This window comes from Lactobacillus iners (assembly GCF_011058775.1).
Taxonomy (GTDB): Bacteria; Bacillota; Bacilli; order Lactobacillales; family Lactobacillaceae; genus Lactobacillus; species Lactobacillus iners.
In genome coordinates this window covers 1,212,819-1,230,374 of the sequence record NZ_CP049230.1, presented here as the reverse complement: position 1 = coordinate 1,230,374, position 17,556 = coordinate 1,212,819, and the positions used below count along the sequence as shown (strand labels likewise).

The 17,556-nt window shown below is 32.1% G+C and carries 17 protein-coding genes and 1 tRNA gene; 9 read left to right on the top strand and 9 right to left on the bottom strand.

Annotated elements, in window-relative coordinates; genetic code table 11:
• Nucleotides 1-29: 29 nt before the first annotated feature.
• From G6Z82_RS06065 to G6Z82_RS06040, 6 genes are all read left to right on the top strand, one after another.
• Nucleotides 30-668, top strand: coding sequence for a hypothetical protein (locus tag G6Z82_RS06065; protein ID WP_006734715.1), 639 nt, complete (start codon nt 30-32; stop codon nt 666-668).
• Nucleotides 669-692: 24 nt separating this feature from the next.
• Nucleotides 693-1,010, top strand: coding sequence for a hypothetical protein (locus tag G6Z82_RS06060; RefSeq protein ID WP_006731973.1), 318 nt, complete (start codon nt 693-695; stop codon nt 1,008-1,010).
• 222 nt (nt 1,011-1,232) lie between these two features.
• Nucleotides 1,233-3,422, top strand: a complete 2,190-nt coding sequence (nrdD, locus tag G6Z82_RS06055) for an anaerobic ribonucleoside-triphosphate reductase (protein WP_164785951.1) — start codon at nt 1,233-1,235, stop codon at nt 3,420-3,422.
• 24 nt (nt 3,423-3,446) lie between these two features.
• Nucleotides 3,447-4,160, top strand: coding sequence for an anaerobic ribonucleoside-triphosphate reductase activating protein (gene nrdG / locus G6Z82_RS06050; protein WP_006730501.1), 714 nt, complete (start codon nt 3,447-3,449; stop codon nt 4,158-4,160).
• 102 nt (nt 4,161-4,262) lie between these two features.
• A complete protein-coding gene (locus tag G6Z82_RS06045; RefSeq protein WP_006729382.1) occupies nt 4,263-5,483 on the top strand; it encodes an MDR family MFS transporter in 1,221 nt (406 codons plus the stop codon).
• A gap of 114 nt (nt 5,484-5,597) precedes the next feature.
• Nucleotides 5,598-7,547, top strand: a complete 1,950-nt coding sequence (locus G6Z82_RS06040) for a M13 family metallopeptidase (protein ID WP_006738293.1) — start codon at nt 5,598-5,600, stop codon at nt 7,545-7,547.
• A gap of 147 nt (nt 7,548-7,694) precedes the next feature.
• Here the strand turns inward: G6Z82_RS06040 and G6Z82_RS06035 are convergent, their stop codons facing one another.
• From G6Z82_RS06035 to G6Z82_RS06015, 5 genes are all read right to left on the bottom strand, one after another.
• Nucleotides 7,695-8,546: an IS3 family transposase gene (locus G6Z82_RS06035; RefSeq protein ID WP_241243745.1), complete on the bottom strand. Its 852-nt coding sequence runs from the start codon at nt 8,544-8,546 to the stop codon at nt 7,695-7,697.
• Complete coding sequence (locus G6Z82_RS06030; RefSeq protein ID WP_006733799.1) at nt 8,513-9,082, bottom strand: helix-turn-helix domain-containing protein; 570 nt, start codon at nt 9,080-9,082, stop codon at nt 8,513-8,515. The genes G6Z82_RS06035 and G6Z82_RS06030 overlap by 34 nt, the downstream gene beginning before the upstream one ends.
• Before the next feature lie 73 nt (nt 9,083-9,155).
• Complete coding sequence (locus G6Z82_RS06025; protein WP_006729384.1) at nt 9,156-10,466, bottom strand: C1 family peptidase; 1,311 nt, start codon at nt 10,464-10,466, stop codon at nt 9,156-9,158.
• Between the two features lie 70 nt (nt 10,467-10,536).
• Nucleotides 10,537-11,964, bottom strand: a complete 1,428-nt coding sequence (locus tag G6Z82_RS06020) for a PH domain-containing protein (protein ID WP_164785949.1) — start codon at nt 11,962-11,964, stop codon at nt 10,537-10,539.
• The gene (locus tag G6Z82_RS06015; RefSeq protein WP_006734051.1) at nt 11,945-12,595 is read right to left on the bottom strand and encodes a PH domain-containing protein; all 651 of its coding nucleotides are present in this window, start codon (nt 12,593-12,595) and stop codon (nt 11,945-11,947) included. The genes G6Z82_RS06020 and G6Z82_RS06015 overlap by 20 nt, the downstream gene beginning before the upstream one ends.
• On the opposite strand from G6Z82_RS06015, the gene greA reads away from it, so the two are divergent.
• Nucleotides 12,581-13,042, top strand: a complete 462-nt coding sequence (gene greA, locus G6Z82_RS06010) for a transcription elongation factor GreA (RefSeq protein WP_006734042.1) — start codon at nt 12,581-12,583, stop codon at nt 13,040-13,042. The genes G6Z82_RS06015 and greA overlap by 15 nt on opposite strands.
• A gap of 92 nt (nt 13,043-13,134) precedes the next feature.
• On the opposite strand, the gene G6Z82_RS06005 is transcribed toward greA, so the two are convergent.
• The 3 genes from G6Z82_RS06005 to G6Z82_RS05995 form a co-directional block, all read right to left on the bottom strand.
• Entirely contained in the window at nt 13,135-13,935 is an 801-nt protein-coding gene (locus tag G6Z82_RS06005; protein ID WP_006729389.1) for an ABC transporter permease, read from the bottom strand.
• Nucleotides 13,936-14,637, bottom strand: a complete 702-nt coding sequence (locus G6Z82_RS06000; RefSeq protein WP_164785941.1) for a metal ABC transporter ATP-binding protein — start codon at nt 14,635-14,637, stop codon at nt 13,936-13,938. It abuts the gene before it with no gap.
• Between the two features lie 544 nt (nt 14,638-15,181).
• A complete protein-coding gene (locus G6Z82_RS05995) occupies nt 15,182-15,496 on the bottom strand; it encodes a PTS sugar transporter subunit IIB (RefSeq protein ID WP_006729394.1) in 315 nt (104 codons plus the stop codon).
• Nucleotides 15,497-15,609: 113 nt separating this feature from the next.
• Here G6Z82_RS05995 and G6Z82_RS05990 point away from each other — a divergent pair, with 113 nt between their 5' ends.
• Complete coding sequence (locus G6Z82_RS05990; protein WP_050774542.1) at nt 15,610-16,281, top strand: CPBP family glutamic-type intramembrane protease; 672 nt, start codon at nt 15,610-15,612, stop codon at nt 16,279-16,281.
• A gap of 31 nt (nt 16,282-16,312) precedes the next feature.
• Here G6Z82_RS05990 and G6Z82_RS05985 read toward each other — a convergent pair.
• Nucleotides 16,313-16,383: transfer RNA gene (locus tag G6Z82_RS05985), tRNA-Gly, on the bottom strand.
• A gap of 151 nt (nt 16,384-16,534) precedes the next feature.
• On the opposite strand from G6Z82_RS05985, the gene trpS reads away from it, so the two are divergent.
• Nucleotides 16,535-17,554, top strand: a complete 1,020-nt coding sequence (gene trpS / locus G6Z82_RS05980; RefSeq protein WP_006731971.1) for a tryptophan--tRNA ligase — start codon at nt 16,535-16,537, stop codon at nt 17,552-17,554.
• The last annotated feature ends 2 nt before the right edge of the window (nt 17,555-17,556 follow it).

Here is a 17,556-nt window from a genome sequence, read left to right as displayed (position 1 = left end):
TTTATTAGCATAGCTAAGGAGGAAATATTATGTTAAACAGAAAATCGGCTATTGGAATTGCAACATTAGGATTATTTTTGTCAATAGGAATTGTTAAAACTGATATTATTGCTAATGCTGCTACTACAGGTTCAGTATCGTCTGATGTTCAAGGGGATAACTTTATGCCAAGACAATATCGGGATTTGGATCAATTGGTTGTGGTTCATGAGAATAGATATGAAATAAGTGATTTGGGCAAGTTTGTGTTGCCTAAGCAAACATATATTAAATTATCAGAGCAGTTGGATTCTGTTAATAAAGATGTTTATAGAAAGCATGCTGTGATTGATCCTACAACCAAGTCCTTTGTATTGAATTATCAAGATAGAGCTTCAAATACTCCTTCTACTAAGAACTTTTGGTGGGGTACTAGGTATTATTTCAGAAGTAATGCACAAGTAGATACTATGGTTTCTCAATTACACACATGGGCCAATTATAATTCTATGGCTGCTATAGCAGGTGGGCTTTTATCCCCATATATTGGTGCTGTATGTGGATTGAACACTATTCGTTTAAATCAAGTTGCTGTAGATTTAGAAGCGTATAATAACAAACATAAAAAGCAACACATATATATGGATCTAAATACTTGGATAGGTACATGGTCATTTGGAACTTTTTAATTATAGCTAAAGGAGAAAATTATTATGTTAAGTCCAATAATGCAAGGTTGCTTACTATGCGTATACTTTATAGTGATTGCTTATAGCAAAGAAATATATAGGTTATTAAGAAAAACATCTGGTGGTTCTGTTCCTTTAAAATCTAAAATACTTCTTTTTATGGGTGATTTATTCTCAGCTATTGTTGTACTAATTGCAGTCATACATCCCATATCTAAGATGGACAATATATCATCTATAATGTCTTCTTTTTCCTTAGCTTTGGTGCCTGTAATTTTTATAGTGGCCTTAATTATACTTATTGCTATTTATTTATTTACTAAAAGAGCAAATAGAATATAGTTATTATATATTTTAATTTATAAAATTAGAGTCTAACGGATTGAAAAAATCTGTTAGATTTTTTTTGCTTGAATTTATGTTGGAGATAGGACTGACAAGGAGTTTAGATACTAAATATGTAATTAGTTACAGCCTTAACCACAAGATATTGTGCTTTTTCATTGTTTTTTCCATTTATTCTGCTAGAATAGATATTATGAATTGATGAGGGAGACATAGATTATGTTGAAGCAGCGTGAAGCAAAAATAATTACATCTAAAGTATCAATACCATTAAAAGCTACTAAAAGAGATGGTAGTGTTTATGATTTTGCTCTTTATAAGTTAAGAATGGTGATAGATAATTTAGGTTTAGCTAAAAATGAGCAGGTTATTTTGTCTGCAATTTTAAGCCAGTTGGCTAGCAAGGAAAATGTTACAACTGTTGAAATCGCTTCTGCTTTTGTTAGAGTTTTGAGAGAGATGGGGTTCACGCAAGCTGCCCAACAATATATTGATTATCGTAAGCAAGATGAAGCAAATTTCGTGCGTCAGACAGGTACTACGGATCGTTTGCATCGCTTGCTTGAGCATGATCCAACTATTGTTAATGAAAATGCTAATAAAGATTCACGTGTTTTTTCTACTCAACGTGATTTAACTGCTGGAACAGTAGGTAAGACGATCGGTTTAACTTTGATGCCTGAGCATATTGCTAAAGCACATTTACGTGGTGATATTCACTGGCACGATTTAGATTACACTCCATTAAGTCCAATGACTAACTGTTGTTTGATTGATTTCAAAGAAATGTTGAGCCATGGTTTCACAATAGGTAATGCTGAAATCGAATCACCACATTCTATTCAAACAGCGACAGCACATATGTCACAAATTATTGCCAATGTTGCTTCAAGCCAATATGGTGGTTGTTCAGCTGATCGAGTGGATGAAGTTTTAGCTCCATATGCTCGGAAGAATTATCAAAAACATCTTGATGAAGCTGCTGAATTTTTTGATGATCAAGAAAAAATAAAAGCCTTTGCTAAAAAACGTACTAAAAAAGATATTTATGATGCAATGCAAGCATTGGAATATGAGATTAATACCTTGTTCTCTACTCAGGGTCAAACTCCATTTACTACTTTAGGTTTCGGTTTAGGTACTGATTGGTTTGAACGTGAAATTCAAAAGTCTATTTTAAAGATTAGAATTGAGGGTCTAGGCAGGACAAGTCGTACAGCAATTTTTCCGAAACTGGTCTTTACATTAAAACGTGGACTTAATTTAAATCCAACTGATCCTAACTATGATATCAAGCAACTTGCTCTAGAATGTTCAACCAAGAGAATGTATCCTGATGTTTTGATGTATGATACGATAGTGGCGATCACAGGTTCGTTTAAAGTACCGATGGGTTGTCGTTCATTTTTGCAAGGTTGGAAAGACGAAAATGGCAAAGAAGTCAACGCTGGTCGTATGAACTTAGGAGTTGTGACTATTAACTTGCCTCGAATTGCAATGGAATCTAAGGGTGATATAGATTTATTCTGGTCTATTTTGAAAGAACGTCTTCAAACTGCTCATGAAGCTTTACAAATTAAAGCTGATAGGTGCAGACAAGCTAAGCCTGATAATGCTCCTATTTTGTATGAAAATGGTGCCTTTGGCAAAAGATTGCCTGCCGATGGTGACATTAATGATTTGTTCAAAAATAAGAGAGCGACTATCTCATTAGGTTATATCGGTTTATATGAAGTAGGTACAGTTTTTTACGGTAGCTGCTGGGAACACAATGAAGAAGCTCACCAATTTACAATTAATATTGTTAAGAAATTGCATGATGCTTGCGTTAAGTGGGAGGCAGAAGATCCAAATCACTATCACTATAGTGTTTATTCCACACCTAGTGAGAGTTTGACTGATAGATTTTGTCGTTTGGATACTGCCAAATTTGGTATTGTTAAAGACATTACAGATAAGGAATATTATACAAATTCATTCCACTATGATGTACGTAAGCATCCAACACCTTTTGAAAAAATAGATTTTGAAGCTCCATATCCTCATTATGCTGCAGGTGGTTTTATTCATTATTGTGAATATCCTAACTTAAGACAGAACCCTAAAGCTTTGGAAGCTGTTTGGAATTATGCATATGATAAAGTAGGTTATTTAGGTACTAATACACCGATAGATCGTTGCTTTAAATGCAACTTTGCAGGAGAATTTGAAGCTACAGCTAAGGGATTTCAATGTCCTAAGTGCGGAAATCATGATCCGGAAAGTTGTGATTGTGTAAAGAGAACTTGTGGTTATTTAGGAAATCCTTTAAAACGTCCGATGGTACATGGTAGACACGAGGAAATTGTTCATCGCAAAAAACATATGAGTTATCGAATGGAAGAAAAGTTAGCTAACGATAATAAATAATCAAGTGTTAGAAGGGGATTTATTGTGCCTGAGCGTGATAAAAACAAACAAGATGGGCCTGATATTAGAAGTAATTTAATTAAGGTCAATGTTGGTGGAGATACGCTATTTGTTGATTCCAATCAATATCGGCTAAAACGTAGAAAAGCTAAATATATTGATACCAAACAACGTCAGCCCAAAAATCCTAAACCGCAGGAGTGGATTTCAGAAAAATATTCCCAACATAAAATTGCTGACTATAAACCTTTTAATTTCGTTGATGGTGAAGGCGTTAGGTGCTCGCTTTATGTTAGTGGATGTTTGTTTGACTGCCCTGGTTGTTATAATTTAGCTGCTCAGAATTTTAATTATGGTATGCCATATACTCAAGAATTAGAAGATAAAATTATAGCTGATATTGCTCAACCTTATGTACAGGGATTGACTTTATTAGGTGGTGAACCATTTTTAAATACTTGGGTTTGTCTGAAATTGATTAATAGGATGCGAAAAGAGTTTGGTCATGATAAAGATATTTGGTCTTGGTCTGGCTATACTTGGGATGAATTGCAATTGGAAACAGACGACAAAAAAGAAATGTTGTCGAAGATAGATATCTTAGTTGATGGACGTTTTTTAGATCCATTAAAGGATTTAACTTTACAATTTAGAGGCTCAAGCAATCAACGAATTATTGATGTTCAAAAGTCATTTGCAGCTGGACATGTTGTTATTTGGGACAAACTTGTCAGATAAGAAGTAATTTGGTACATGGAGTATTGATTACTTCTTTTTTTAGTGCAAAAAGGTAAAATTCTTGCTAAACTTAAATTAAGATAGATTTATTTGGAGGAAAAAATGAAAACGGCACACGGCACACGGCCAAGAGATGAAATTAATTTAGTTTGGCTTTTACTGGGTGAACTATTAGATTGGATTGGTGCAAGTTTTATATGGCCCTTAACCTCAGTATATTTGAATAAAAATTTACATGTTTCGCTAGCTATTGTAGGAATTGTTATCTTATGCAATTGTTTGGCTAATATGGTTGGTTCAGTTATTGCTGGATGGGCTTATGATAGGTATAATCCTTATTATTTATTAATAGCTGGAGCTAGTATTGATGCTACAGTTTTATTTTGTATTGCCTTAAATCATAGTTGGCCTATATATTGGTTTTGGATGACATTAACTGGTTTTCTTGCTGGATGGAATGGTGCTTTAATCAATTCAATTGCTACTAGTATACATTCGCATCCAAGTCGCTATGTTTTTAATATGCTATTTTTTGCTCAAAATTTAGGTGTAGTATTAGGAACTTTATTTGTAGGTTATCTATATGATTACTCAATTACGATGCTGTTCGTCATTGCGGCATTGCTATTTGTTGGTGTAAGTATTAATGCTATTTTAAATTATCGCCCATCAATTCAATTTCACAAAGAAAGATTGGCTGCTAAGATTCATAATCAGCAAAAAATCAAGTATGAAAAAATGCCTATGAATAATTTCAAAATGACTTTTGGGTTATTTATAACTATTGGCATTATTTGGTTGATGTATATGAACTGGGAATCTAATTTATCAGTTTACATGGTTTCATTAGGGATTCCTTTTCATCTATATAGTTTTTTATGGACTATTAATGCTGGAATTATTGTAGTTATACAGATTTTTATGAGCAGATATCCTAATATCTTTAAAACGCTATTTCACCAGATAGTATTTGGTATCAGTATGTTTGCTATTTCATTTATCACTTTAATCTTTGCAAAAGATTTTTTTCACTTCGTTCTTTCAATGATTACTTTAACTTTAGGTGAAGCGACAGCAATGCCAGCAATTCCAGCTTACATTAATGATTTGTCACCAACTAGTAGTAAAGGAAAGTATCAAGGACTTACTTTATCTACTTCATCGATCGGGCGAGCTTTGGGCCCATTATTTGGTGGTATAGTTATTGATAATTGGGGATACATTAATTTCTTTATTGTTGCAGCAATAGGAATATTTTTAACTTTAGTGTTAATTGGTCCCTTACATAAACAATTAAAAAAGCAGTTTGTTCTTTATAAATAACAATTATCATAACTTTTTTCATAATAAAGAAAAATTAAACTATATTTTGACTATACCAAGCTTTTTAATCATGCTATCATATAAAGTAACAGTTTACTTAAAGGAGGAAAATTAATGACAAATATAAATATTCGTGGTGGTATTGGTAATATTATTGAACCAGATACTAATGCACGTCCTCAGGACAACTTATATCTAGCGGTTAATTCGGAATGGCTAAAAAAGGCTGAAATTCCTTCAGATCGTTCACGCACTGGAAGTTTTGATAAAATAGATGAAAATTTGGAAAAGCAACTTATGAAAGATTTTTCTGAATTTGCCAAAGTTTCTAAAGAGTTACCTGAGGTTAAGAATTTTGATAAGGCGGTAGAATTATATAAGATTGCCAATAATTTTGAAAAAAGAAATGCCGATGGTGCTAAGCCAATTCAATTAGATTTAAAATTATTAGAAGGCTTGCGTGATTTAAACGATTTCAATTTAAAAGCTGCAGATTTAACGAAGGCTGCTTTTACTTTACCATTCAATTTTAGTGTACAAACTGATATGAAAAATACTAAAGTTAATGCGTTGCATTTTAGTGGTCCAGGTCTATTTTTGCCGGATACTACTGTTTATAAGACTGATTCGGCTAAGCAGCTTTTAGATGTTTTTGAAAAGCAATCTGTTAACTTGTTACATATGGCTGGTATTGATGAAACAGTTGCTAAAAAATATGTTCAAGATGCTATTAGTTATGATGCCCGTTTAGCTGAAGTAGTAAAATCTACAGAAGAGTGGGCAGATTATCCAGCAATGTATAATCCAACTGATATTTCTGATTTTGAAGCAAAATTCAGTTCATTTAAAATTGATCAATATTTGAACGAATTATTCCCTGAAAAGCCAAATAGAATCATTGTTGCAGAACCAAGATATCTAGATAATGTTGAAAAATTAATTAATAATAACCTCTTTGATGAAATTAAAGGTTGGTTAATAGTTGAATTTATTAATGATGTAGCATGTTACCTTTCCCAAGACTTTAGAGAAGCAGCTTTTCCATTTAGTCAAGCATTATCAGGACAACCCGAATTAGCTGCTGGTGAGAAACAAGCATACAGAATTGCTAGTGGTGCTTTTAGTGAAGTTGTTGGAGTTTACTATGGTCAAACATATTTTGGATCTGAAGCTAAAGCTGATGTGTTAGATATGATCCATAATATGATTGATGTATATGAAAAACGTATTGCTGAAAATGAATGGTTATCTCAAGCTACTAAAGACAAAGCAATCACTAAGTTGCGTGCGTTAATTTTGAAAGTAGGATATCCTAGCAAAATTAAGGAATATTACAATCGTTTGCAAATCATGACCGAAAAAACAGGCGGGACTTTGTATTCAAATATGAGTAAGATCTCACAAGCATCATTGCAGTACGAATTAGAACAATTGTATAAGCCAGTAGACCGCACTGTTTGGTTAATGCCAGGACATTTAGTTAACGCTTGTTATGATCCTCAGCGTAATGATATTACCTTCCCAGCTGCTATTTTACAAAAGCCATTTTACAGTTTAGAGCAAAGCCGTAGTACAAATTATGGTGGTATTGGTGTGGTTATTGCTCATGAAATTTCTCACGCTTTTGATAACAATGGTGCTAAGTTTGATGAATTTGGTAATATGAAGAATTGGTGGACAGAGCAAGATGCCATTGAATTTAAAAAACGTACACAAGCTGAAATTGATTTATTCGATGGGATTGAATATGGTCCAGTTACATTAAATGGTAAGCAAATTGTTTCAGAAAACGTTGCTGATCAAGGCGGACTAACAGCAGCTGTTGAAGCCAATAAGATTGAACATGGTGATATGAAAGAATTGTTTGAAAACTTTGCACGTGTGTGGGCAAACAAACAATATAGTGAATCGATTAAAACGCAAGTTGCAGTTGATGTTCATGCTCCTGGTCCAGAACGAGCTAATGTTCAATCGCAATGTCAAGAAGAATTCTACAAGGCATTTGATGTTAAACCAGAAGATGGTATGTGGTTAGATCCAGAAAAACGTGTAGTTATCTGGTAATCAAAAAGTTGATATTGATTAATTAGATGTGTTTAAAACCATGTTTCGATATTTTATCGGAGTATGGTTTTTATACTGCTTTGATTTGGACATAATAAAAACCCCGAAATTGATATGTACCCAGAATACTGGACACATATTTATGAACTAGGCTGAACACATGGATGCTATCCTGTATTGTACAGGAGGCATCCATTTTGTTTTTGCCTGAATTCTTTTGTTATTATAGTAATCTATATATTCTTCAACTGCTTTTGAGAATTCTTCAAAGGAAGAATAGTCTTTCTCATATCCATAATACATCTCGTTCTTTAATCTTCCAAAGAATGTTTCCATGATGCAGTTGTCATAGCAGTTTCCTTTCCGTGACATAGACTGAATGATCCCACGTTCTTTTAATGTATTTCTAAAATAGGCATGTTGATACTGCCAGCCTTGGTCTGAATGAAATATAAGCCCTTCAACAGATGGAAATTTTTCAAAAGCTCTATCCAGCATTCTTGATATCTGCTCAAGATTCGGACTTGTTGATAAATCATATGAAATGATTTCATTCGTATTCATATCCAGTACTGGAGAGATATAGCATTTCCCCCATGAAAAATTAAACTGAGATACGTCTGTTGTCCACTTTTGGAGAGGTGCGGTAGTACTGAAATCTCTATCTATTATGTTATCCGCAACTTTACCGACTTCTCCCTTGTAGGAATGATATTTCTCCTTAGGACGTTTGCCAAACAATCCTGCTTCATGCATTAGTCGTTGTGCTCGTTTATGATTTATCCGGTATCCTCGATTTATAAGCTCTCTGTGAACTCTACGCACGCCATATCTGTGCTTGTGCTGTTCAAAAATTTCTGTGATTTCCGCTAATAATTCCTGATTGCGGTTAGCAACAACATCTGCCTTATTGATCTCCAAATAATAGGTTGATCTGGCCATTCTCATGGCAATTAAAAGATACTTTAATGGGTATCCTTTTTCACGGAGTTCTTTGATGATTGCTGCTTTTTCGCCTTGAGTCGTGCAGCTTCTTTTTCTTCTCTCAAGGCGATCTCTTTTTTTATTACTTCATTTTCAGCCTTGATATAAGTGATCTCAGCCCTTAGTCGAATTAATTCCTCGTATTCTGATTCGTTTAGCTTTTTCGGCTCTCGAGTACCAATCTTTTTCATATCCGGATCCTTTGATTTACGACCTTTCGGTTTTGATATAAGACCATTATAGCCATAAATCTTATATTTGCGAACCCATTGATAAAGCATTCCTTCATTGATACCTGAGGTGAGTGCGACAGATTTATTAGATTCTCCAGATAGCACACGTGCCACTAACGCATATTTATCTTCGGGAGACCATACTTTATTCTGAGCTTTGTGTTTTAGTGCCTCAGGTCCACAAGATTCTTCGATACGTACCCATTTCCTGATTGTACGGTGAAATTCTTTACCACAGATCCCATCTGGTGTATCAGGATACAAGCCTTGATAATACATCTCAACACATTTTCTTTTAAACGCATAACTATAGCGCATAAAAATACCCTCCTTACTGGTTTGTCCAGTAAAGAGGGTACATATCAAATTCGGGGTTTTTATCATATTTTTGTTATGCTATGGAATCCCAAGGCTTCAATGGTTCTGGTTCAGATTGAGCGATTTGCTTTTGTTCATCAGTTAAGTACTTCTTGTGTACAACAACTTCATAAACAAATTCTTCAAACCATTGATCGCTCATTGTAAAGTAACCCTTAGTAGCAATTTTGTCGCCCCAGGAGTTTTCTACTTTCCATTTTCTGACAGTCTCACCATCTAAGTCTACACCTGTGATAGTCATAGCGTGGGAAACAGTACCTTCACGAGTTTCCAAACGTTCTTTCTTAGTCATAGTAGTGTCGACGTCAAATAGTTGATCTAATTGGTACAAGTCAGTATCCAAGTAGCCAGTTTTATTATCTTTTTGCTTGCCAACATCATTACCAAACCAAACTGTTTCATTGTCTTTTAATTGAGCAATAGTTGCTTTACGCAAAACATCCATTGGAACGTTTAAGAAGGTAATAGGAATACCACCATTAACATTGTCTTCAAATGGTAATGAGTATAATTTGTTATATTCATGGTCAGGTGCGTTAGTTAAACAAACGTAATCTGAGAAGTCAAAGTTAATATATTTTTTGAAGAATTCTACTGGTGTTAAGTTCTTGTCCAAATGATATTTCTTGTCATCGTCTTTGTATTCTAAGTCAAATGTTTTCGGAGGTTCACCAACTGCTAGAGCAGTCATACGATATACTTCGTTTAAGAATTCTTTGCGTTTTGCTTCAACTTCTTCAAGTTTACCTTCTTGCACAAGTTTACGTAAGACTAAAGCATCTTTGCGTTCTTTTCTACCTAAAGATTCTGCTAAAGCAGCAGTATGATTAGTGTTGTATGTTTCAGGCATAGCATAGCTTGGCACTACACCGTACTTTTGAACTAGAGAAGCAGCCATTGCCCATTGTCCACCATCTTCACCGGCAAATCTTAAATATTCTTGTACAGTTCTATCTTCTAACGGTTGGTTAGCACTATTGATGATTTCATCGTAGAATCTATTAGCACGTTCAATTTTATCCCAGAAAAAGTTGTATGCTTGGGACAAAGTGAAATTTTTAACTTTATGTTTTACACCGAATTCATGTCGTAAGGTATTTAATGTAGAAAATAACCAGCAACGACCTGATTGTTGTTGATTAGTTACATTTTCTGTATCTACTTCAATAGAAAATACATGATTTAATTTATCTCCTAATTCAGGATTAAATGAAGCTTCTAATAATCCAGATTTCATTGCAGCACGTGCAACAACTTTATTTCGTGCATTATTAAAGCTCTCTTGAAAATCTTTTAGTTCTTCAAATGTTAATTCATGAGCCATCTATAATTCTCCTTTAATTTTTTTAATGAATATATTTATTATATGTTATATTAATATGTTTTTGCTAGTCTTATCTTTTTTTTAATTCATCTAATAATTCTTGCTTTTTTATCGGTGGAATAAAAGGAATGGTAATAAAGGCAACTGGAGATTTACGTATAACTATTGTGATTGAGTATGTATTAAGTAGCCATTGCAACGGACCTTGTTTTATTGCAAAAAATTCAACATCACTAATAAGTGTGTATAGACATATTTTATTTAACATTCCAGTTCTCGAGATGATTGTATTTTTAGAAATGATAATATTTGTAAAAATCATGTGTATTATTTGTATTAGATAGCTAATCAGAATAACTCCACAAATGATAAATATGTATAAATTTTGCTTAGCAATGGCAATTATTAATAGAATAATAAATGGTACAAAAAATATAATGCTTAATCGTTTCAATAATGCAGAATTATTTTCTAAAGCGATATTTTTAAAAGAAAACTTTGGAAAAAACTTGTGTAGATTTTCGTACATCGGTGTCGTTTTAATAAATGGTAGAAATGTATTTCTATTAGCATTATTATCTTGTGGGATAGCAGGCGATGCTGAATACGTTTCAACAGTATGTATACCTAATAATTGCATAATTAAGTTTTGTCGAATAGCAATTGTTTTGATATATATTTTTTTAAAAGAATTGGTTCTATGTTCAATAAAACCGTTAATACTATAAAAAGTATCTTTATCATCTAGCAATTTAAAATTACCATATATAATAAATTGATTAATTAGTAAAAAGCAGAAGGCCAATATTGTTGCTGTAGACCAAAATAAAGTACTATTTTTAATATATGTATAGATAAAGTTAGGAAGATAATGACGCAAATTAATATTATCTATTACTGAAGTGACGATGGCGATAATACTTATATATGCAACAATATTAATTGAAGTAAGTGATGACAACATTACATCTAAAATGTTGGTTTTAAATAGCAAACGTTCATTTTGATTAGCAATAAAGTCGCCTTTAATGAATTGTTTAAGGCTGTATTTACTTTCATTAGTTCCACCCAGATTAATCAGATCTTTAATTCGTTTGCATTCTATTAAACTAATACAATTGAAATTCAGGGTTCCTTCTTCATCGGAGTTAACACCAGTATCAACAACTAGATTAGTATGTTTAAAAATACGAAAGATTATTGGAGTATGTTGATTAGATTGTCTAACATTTTTAATTAGAAATTGTCTTTGACTAATATTGAAAATACCTTTTTGAATGATTATTTTGTCATTATCAATATAATATTTAAAATTTAGCCAGTAGTAGATTGACATGAATAGTTTGGTTAGTGGAGCTAAAAAAATATATTTAAAATATGATAAATCATGTAGAAATTTGGCATGTTTCAAGTATAACCAGATAAATATCGGTGTGATTACAATGCACAAGAGTAAATATAAAAAAATAGGTAAGGGACTAGTATGACGTGTTTTCATTGGTATGCTCCTTAATAGCTTGATTCATACATTTAATAAATTCGTCAGCCTGTTTTTTATTGATAGCAGGAATAGTTATTTCATTGGCTAATGTAACTACACTAACACTTTTAGTATTTGTTAATAATTCAAGAGGTCCATTGGACTTAGTAACTGTATAAATTTTGGACCAGGCAATATAAATTTTCTTTCTGACGATTAAGCCTCGATGTATGATAACACCACTATCATTTATTTTGATACCTAACATTTTATACTCTAAGGGGGTATAGATGAGCATAAGGATTAATAAAAAAACGATTAATACTATTGCTAAATATGTAATTATATTATGCATTTCTGAACTAAGTTTTAAGAGATACTGTGAACCAATAATTATTGCCAAAATAGCTATCATAACAATTGAATAGATTGCTCTAATTATAATTAATTTGCTAGAAGTTTGATATTTCATAGTATTTCCTCCATATTTTGATATCCAATCTATTTTGATGTCAATTATACCATTGTAATACGTAAATGCAACAGTATAATTAGTGCTGGATTGTTTTTCTGGACAACATGTCGTAATATATAATTCAAGCTGATATATAACATGATGAGGTAATATATTAATATGGTTTATTTTCAAAAAATGACTCCGGAAGGTTATAAAAAAATTGAAACTGAAATCGCTGAATTAAAAAAGGATCGTCCCAGGAGAATAAAGATCTTGCAAGAAGCTCGTAGTTTAGGAGATTTATCCGAAAATTCTGAATATACTGAGGCTAAGCGAGATCTGGGGCATTTACAAAGTCGGTTGCGGTTTTTGAATAAGCAATTACAATATGCTCAAATAGTACAAAAAAATAATGATGGTGTGATTGATTTAGGGTCTCAAGTTGAAATTCAATTTGAAGATGAAGAAGAAATAGAACCATATACAATCGTCGGCACCTTAGAAGCTGATGTAATAGACAATAAGATATCATTTGATTCGCCTTTAGGTGCAGCTTTAATGCATAAAAAAGCAGGAGATTTAGTCAAAGTAAATGCACCTGCTGGTAGTTATCAAGTTCGGATTATTTCTGTAAAATAAATTTGTACTAATCAAAATAATATATCAATATTTTTTAAAAGAGTTAAAACTTTGCATAGTAAAAGCATCTATCATTTTTGATAGATGCTTTTTTATCTTTCAGATAATGTTAATGGCATCCGCTTAAGGATAAATTGAGCAATTACAATCATAAAGAGTGTGATAACAATTGCAATTAAAATATCTATCCAATTGAAAATACCAAACGCAACAGTACGAATTGCCTTTAGTTGATAAGACAAGGGGTTAATAGCTGACAACACCTTAATAATAAATGGTGAATGCGAATTGAATACATATAAAGTAGGAGCAGCATATGAAATTGGAGAAAATAGAAGAGTCATAACTACATCACGCTGTTCATATGAGGAAATTCTAGTACTTAAAATGATTCCTAATGCAGACCAAAATTCTAGTGAAATTAACAAGACTAAAAAGGATAGTAACAGGAGACCAATATTATAAATACCTCCTGTAAATCCTCCCAAAATAAGTAAAATGCTACTTTGAAAAAGAAGGCCGATCATTGGGAAAAAACTCATTCCAGTAATATAATGCCAAGGTTGGACACCATTAGTAAACTTAATAGCTAATAAGCCATATTCTTTATCCACTGTTGAACGGTACATTGCTTGAGACATTTGCGTAGTCATGAAAAATGTAAGTACACCAGTTAAAGCATATTTATTATAAGAAATTGTTAATCCTGCATAATGAACAGCTGATAAATTTTCATTCAATGCCATAACGAGTAAACCATAAGTGATTAACGGCTCCATTAACATAGATAAAAGTAAGCCCTTATTATGTTTAAATGCTCGCCACTCATTGTTTGCTACTATTTTAATTGATTTCAAACCTAATGATTGATGTCTAAATTGTTTTGGATTCATTTATTTTCCTCTTTCTTTTAGGTATTTTTCTCTTAAACTCGTGCTATCGTTTAAAAAGTTATTTAATGAACCAAAATATTTTTGAGCATGGTCATTAATAAATAAAACTTGAGTTGCATAATCTTCTAATAACGTTAAATCGTGAGAAGATGTTAATACTAGAGCTCCTTTTTCTACTTCTTTTTTTAAATACTTAAATAAGTTTTCAGAAGTTTCAACGTCTAATCCAGTTGTCGGTTCATCTAAAATATATAATTTTGGTTTTCTAGCTATTTCTCTAGCAATTTGAACTCGTTGTTGTTGACCACCTGAAATGTGGTCTACAGCTTTATCTTTTAGACTATATAAATCTAGGAGCTGTAAAGCCTCTTTAGCATATTTTTGTGCAGTACTTAAATTATATCCAGCAAGTAATGGTCCTTGAATTACATTATCTAGTACATTTGTATACCAATCTATTAGTTGACTTTGTGGACTAAAACCCACGTCATTAAACATATTCTTTTTAGTAGATTTTAATTCCCAACTAATCTTTCCGCTTAGAGGAGTATTAATTCCTATAAGTGTATTAATTAATGTAGATTTGCCAGCACCATTAGCCCCTATTAGGGCTATAAATTCCCCCTTATTTAGTTTGAAATCTAAGTTTTTAACTACGGTTGTGTCTTTATACCCAATTGTTAAATTTGATACATCAATCATAATTACATCTCCATTTCTTAAAAAATAAAGTTCAATTTTTCATTGACTTTAATTTTATATCAATGTTATTATTATTTCAAATAAAAAATAAAAATAAAATAATAGCTATGTAAAAAAACGGTGTGATGATTGCCAAAAATTTACAATTTATCACTTGCAAACCATTACCTAAGGAAGTAGATATTTTATATCACTCTTTATTAGATGAATTCCTTTATTGAAAGGAGGGTTGTGGTATGTCAGCAGGATATATTTATTAAGAATTGCGTCTACAAAAAGTTCGCAACAAGGCAGTTAATTACTTGCCAACAGACGCATAACAGGTGGTTATATTATATAGCCACCTGTTTTTATATTCATGGATTAGTTACTTTTATTAATTATTTTGTGTCTTCATTTAAGCGACTTATGAGTCCATTAAACCTTATTTTTGAAACAACAAAAAAAGACCTGACATTGAAGGCCTTTTTTTGTGATGTGAGTGTAATACTATACACCTTCATTTTAAACTTATTTAATTAAATAGTCTAAAAAATTTTTTTATTTACAATATTTTTTTGATTTGCTCTAGAGTTTGATTAGCATTGAGCTGGCTGTATAGATCTATGCTGATATATCTAACTAGTATTTTATTATTTGATTTTTGTAAAATTAATTCATTAACCTGATCTCTTAGGTATGCTAGTTGCGGAGCAAGTAATAATAGGTCGGTTTTTTGCTGCTTGATTATATCGGCGATTTGTGAAGCTGTAGTCGATTCTATTGTGATTGCGTCGTCTGTTATTAGTTGCTTAATTTTTGTTACTAATATCGATGCAGATAGACCAGTAGTACAAGCAATAGTTACCTTTTTATTCATCTTTTTCTTCTTTCATGTCTTGTAGTTATTTCAAAGTATGGATTAAAAAATTATTGATGTCAATGTTAGTCAATGCTGTATTTGATATAATAATTTAAGAATAAAACAAAGGAATGAAGACTGTGAATACTCCAAAATCTTTTCAAGGCAATATAGTTCGTTATAGTGTCTATTTAGTTATTTATTTATTTTTATATGCCTGCATTTATCAGGTAATTCATATTGCTCGTGTTAATTGGCTAATTGATATACCTATTTTAATTTTTGTGCTCCTTGGTTTGTTTTTTTATACTAGAAGATATAATAAAGAACAACGCTATTTTGAGAAAAAAACAGAGATAACGCTAGCAAGTGATTATAAATTAATTGTTGGGGCAACAATTTTGTTAATTGCTTTTCGTTTGTTGATAGCTTATTTTCAATTTAAAAAGTATGTACCTTTTACTGGGAATCAGTTATTTTACTTGCAGCATGAAAACAATGATTTGTTTTGGTTATTAATCATTTATCAAGGTTTGTTCTTGTCGATTATGCAACAGTTTTTAGGGATTGGCTTTTTCTTTAATTACTTTTTCCGTAAGCAAACATTCTTTCATGCTATGGTAGGTATTTTAATGTCAGCTTTATTTTTTGCCTTTCTTAATCTTCAATTTTCTTTGCTATGGTTTATTATTAATTTTGCCTTTGGCTATTTTTTGGCCTTATTTTATTTATATTCACAATCATTTCTTTGGACTATTTATTTTGCAATACTAAATAGTATCTTTTGGATTATTTTGCTATAAAAAAAGACGGCTTAGACCGTCTCTTTTCATAAGCGGATAGCGTGAATCGAACCCGCATCCCCAGCTTGGGAAGCTGGTATTTTACCATTAAACTATACCCGCTTAACAAGAGCTATTATAGCATGACATTCCCATTTTTGACAATTGATTATTTGCATCTATGCATGAAGATAACAATAATATATTTAAAGCAATTGGCTTTTTTGCTAAAATGTAGTCATTATGATTGGATTACGCTAAGGAGATAATATTTATGAAAAAAGTTTTACTAACTGGGGATCGACCTACAGGTAAGTTGCATATTGGACATTACATTGGATCATTAAAAAATCGTGTTAAATTACAAAATTCAGGTGAATATGACCCATATATTATGATTGCTGATACGCAAGCATTGACTGATAATGCCCGTAATCCGGAAAAAATTAAAAACAGCTTAATTCAAGTCGCATTAGACTATTTAGCTGTTGGACTAGATCCTGAGAAATCTACTATTTTTGTTCAGTCACAAATTCCAGCATTATTTGAATTGACGGCATATTTTATGGATTTGGTTACTGTTGCTAGACTGCAACGTAATCCAACTGTTAAAAATGAAATCAAACAGAAAGGATTTAACGATTCTTTGCCGATTGGTTTTTTAAATTATCCAGTTTCACAAGCTGCAGATATTACAGCCTTTAAGGCCTCTATTATTCCAGTAGGCGATGATCAAGAACCTATGCTAGAACAAACTAGAGAAATTGTTAGAACATTTAATAGTGTTTATGGCAAAGAAATCTTAGTTGAGCCAAAGGGATATTTTCCTCCTAAGGGACATGGGCGGTTGCCAGGTATTGATGGAAACGCTAAGATGTCTAAATCATTAAATAATGCGATATATTTGTCTGATGATAGTGAAACTGTCAAGAAAAAAGTAATGTCTATGTATACTGATCCTGATCATATTCACGTTCAAGATCCTGGCAAAGTGGAAGGCAATACAGTATTTACTTACTTGGATGTATTTGATCCTGATAAAGATAAAGTTGCATCATTAAAGGAACAATATCAAAAAGGTGGTTTAGGTGATGTTAAATTGAAACAATATCTTTACCAAGTAATAGAAGCTGAATTGATGCCGATAAGAGAGCGTCGTGCAAATTTTGCTCAAAATACTGCTGAAGTATATGAGATGTTGCAAGAAGGATCACGTAAAGCCAATGTAGTTGCCAATCAAACTTTAGCAGAAGTTAGAGAAGCAATTGGCCTTAACTATTTTGACCATAAATAATA

Bases quoted from the DNA above. Each gene is read 5' to 3' on its own strand.
- G6Z82_RS06045 (WP_006729382.1), top strand. From the start codon at position 4,263: ATGAAAACGGCACACGGCACACGGCCAAGAGATGAAATTAATTTAGTT.
- G6Z82_RS06040 (WP_006738293.1), top strand. From the start codon at position 5,598: ATGACAAATATAAATATTCGTGGTGGTATTGGTAATATTATTGAACCA.
- nrdD (WP_164785951.1), top strand. From the start codon at position 1,233: ATGTTGAAGCAGCGTGAAGCAAAAATAATTACATCTAAAGTATCAATA.
- G6Z82_RS06020 (WP_164785949.1), bottom strand. From the start codon at position 11,964: ATGAAAACACGTCATACTAGTCCCTTACCTATTTTTTTATATTTACTC.
- G6Z82_RS06025 (WP_006729384.1), bottom strand. From the start codon at position 10,466: ATGGCTCATGAATTAACATTTGAAGAACTAAAAGATTTTCAAGAGAGC.
- trpS (WP_006731971.1), top strand. From the start codon at position 16,535: ATGAAAAAAGTTTTACTAACTGGGGATCGACCTACAGGTAAGTTGCAT.
- G6Z82_RS06000 (WP_164785941.1), bottom strand. From the start codon at position 14,637: ATGATTGATGTATCAAATTTAACAATTGGGTATAAAGACACAACCGTA.
- G6Z82_RS06060 (WP_006731973.1), top strand. From the start codon at position 693: ATGTTAAGTCCAATAATGCAAGGTTGCTTACTATGCGTATACTTTATA.
- G6Z82_RS05995 (WP_006729394.1), bottom strand. From the start codon at position 15,496: ATGAATAAAAAGGTAACTATTGCTTGTACTACTGGTCTATCTGCATCG.
- G6Z82_RS06065 (WP_006734715.1), top strand. From the start codon at position 30: ATGTTAAACAGAAAATCGGCTATTGGAATTGCAACATTAGGATTATTT.
- greA (WP_006734042.1), top strand. From the start codon at position 12,581: ATGGTTTATTTTCAAAAAATGACTCCGGAAGGTTATAAAAAAATTGAA.
- G6Z82_RS06030 (WP_006733799.1), bottom strand. From the start codon at position 9,082: ATGCGCTATAGTTATGCGTTTAAAAGAAAATGTGTTGAGATGTATTAT.
- G6Z82_RS05990 (WP_050774542.1), top strand. From the start codon at position 15,610: ATGAAGACTGTGAATACTCCAAAATCTTTTCAAGGCAATATAGTTCGT.
- G6Z82_RS06005 (WP_006729389.1), bottom strand. From the start codon at position 13,935: ATGAATCCAAAACAATTTAGACATCAATCATTAGGTTTGAAATCAATT.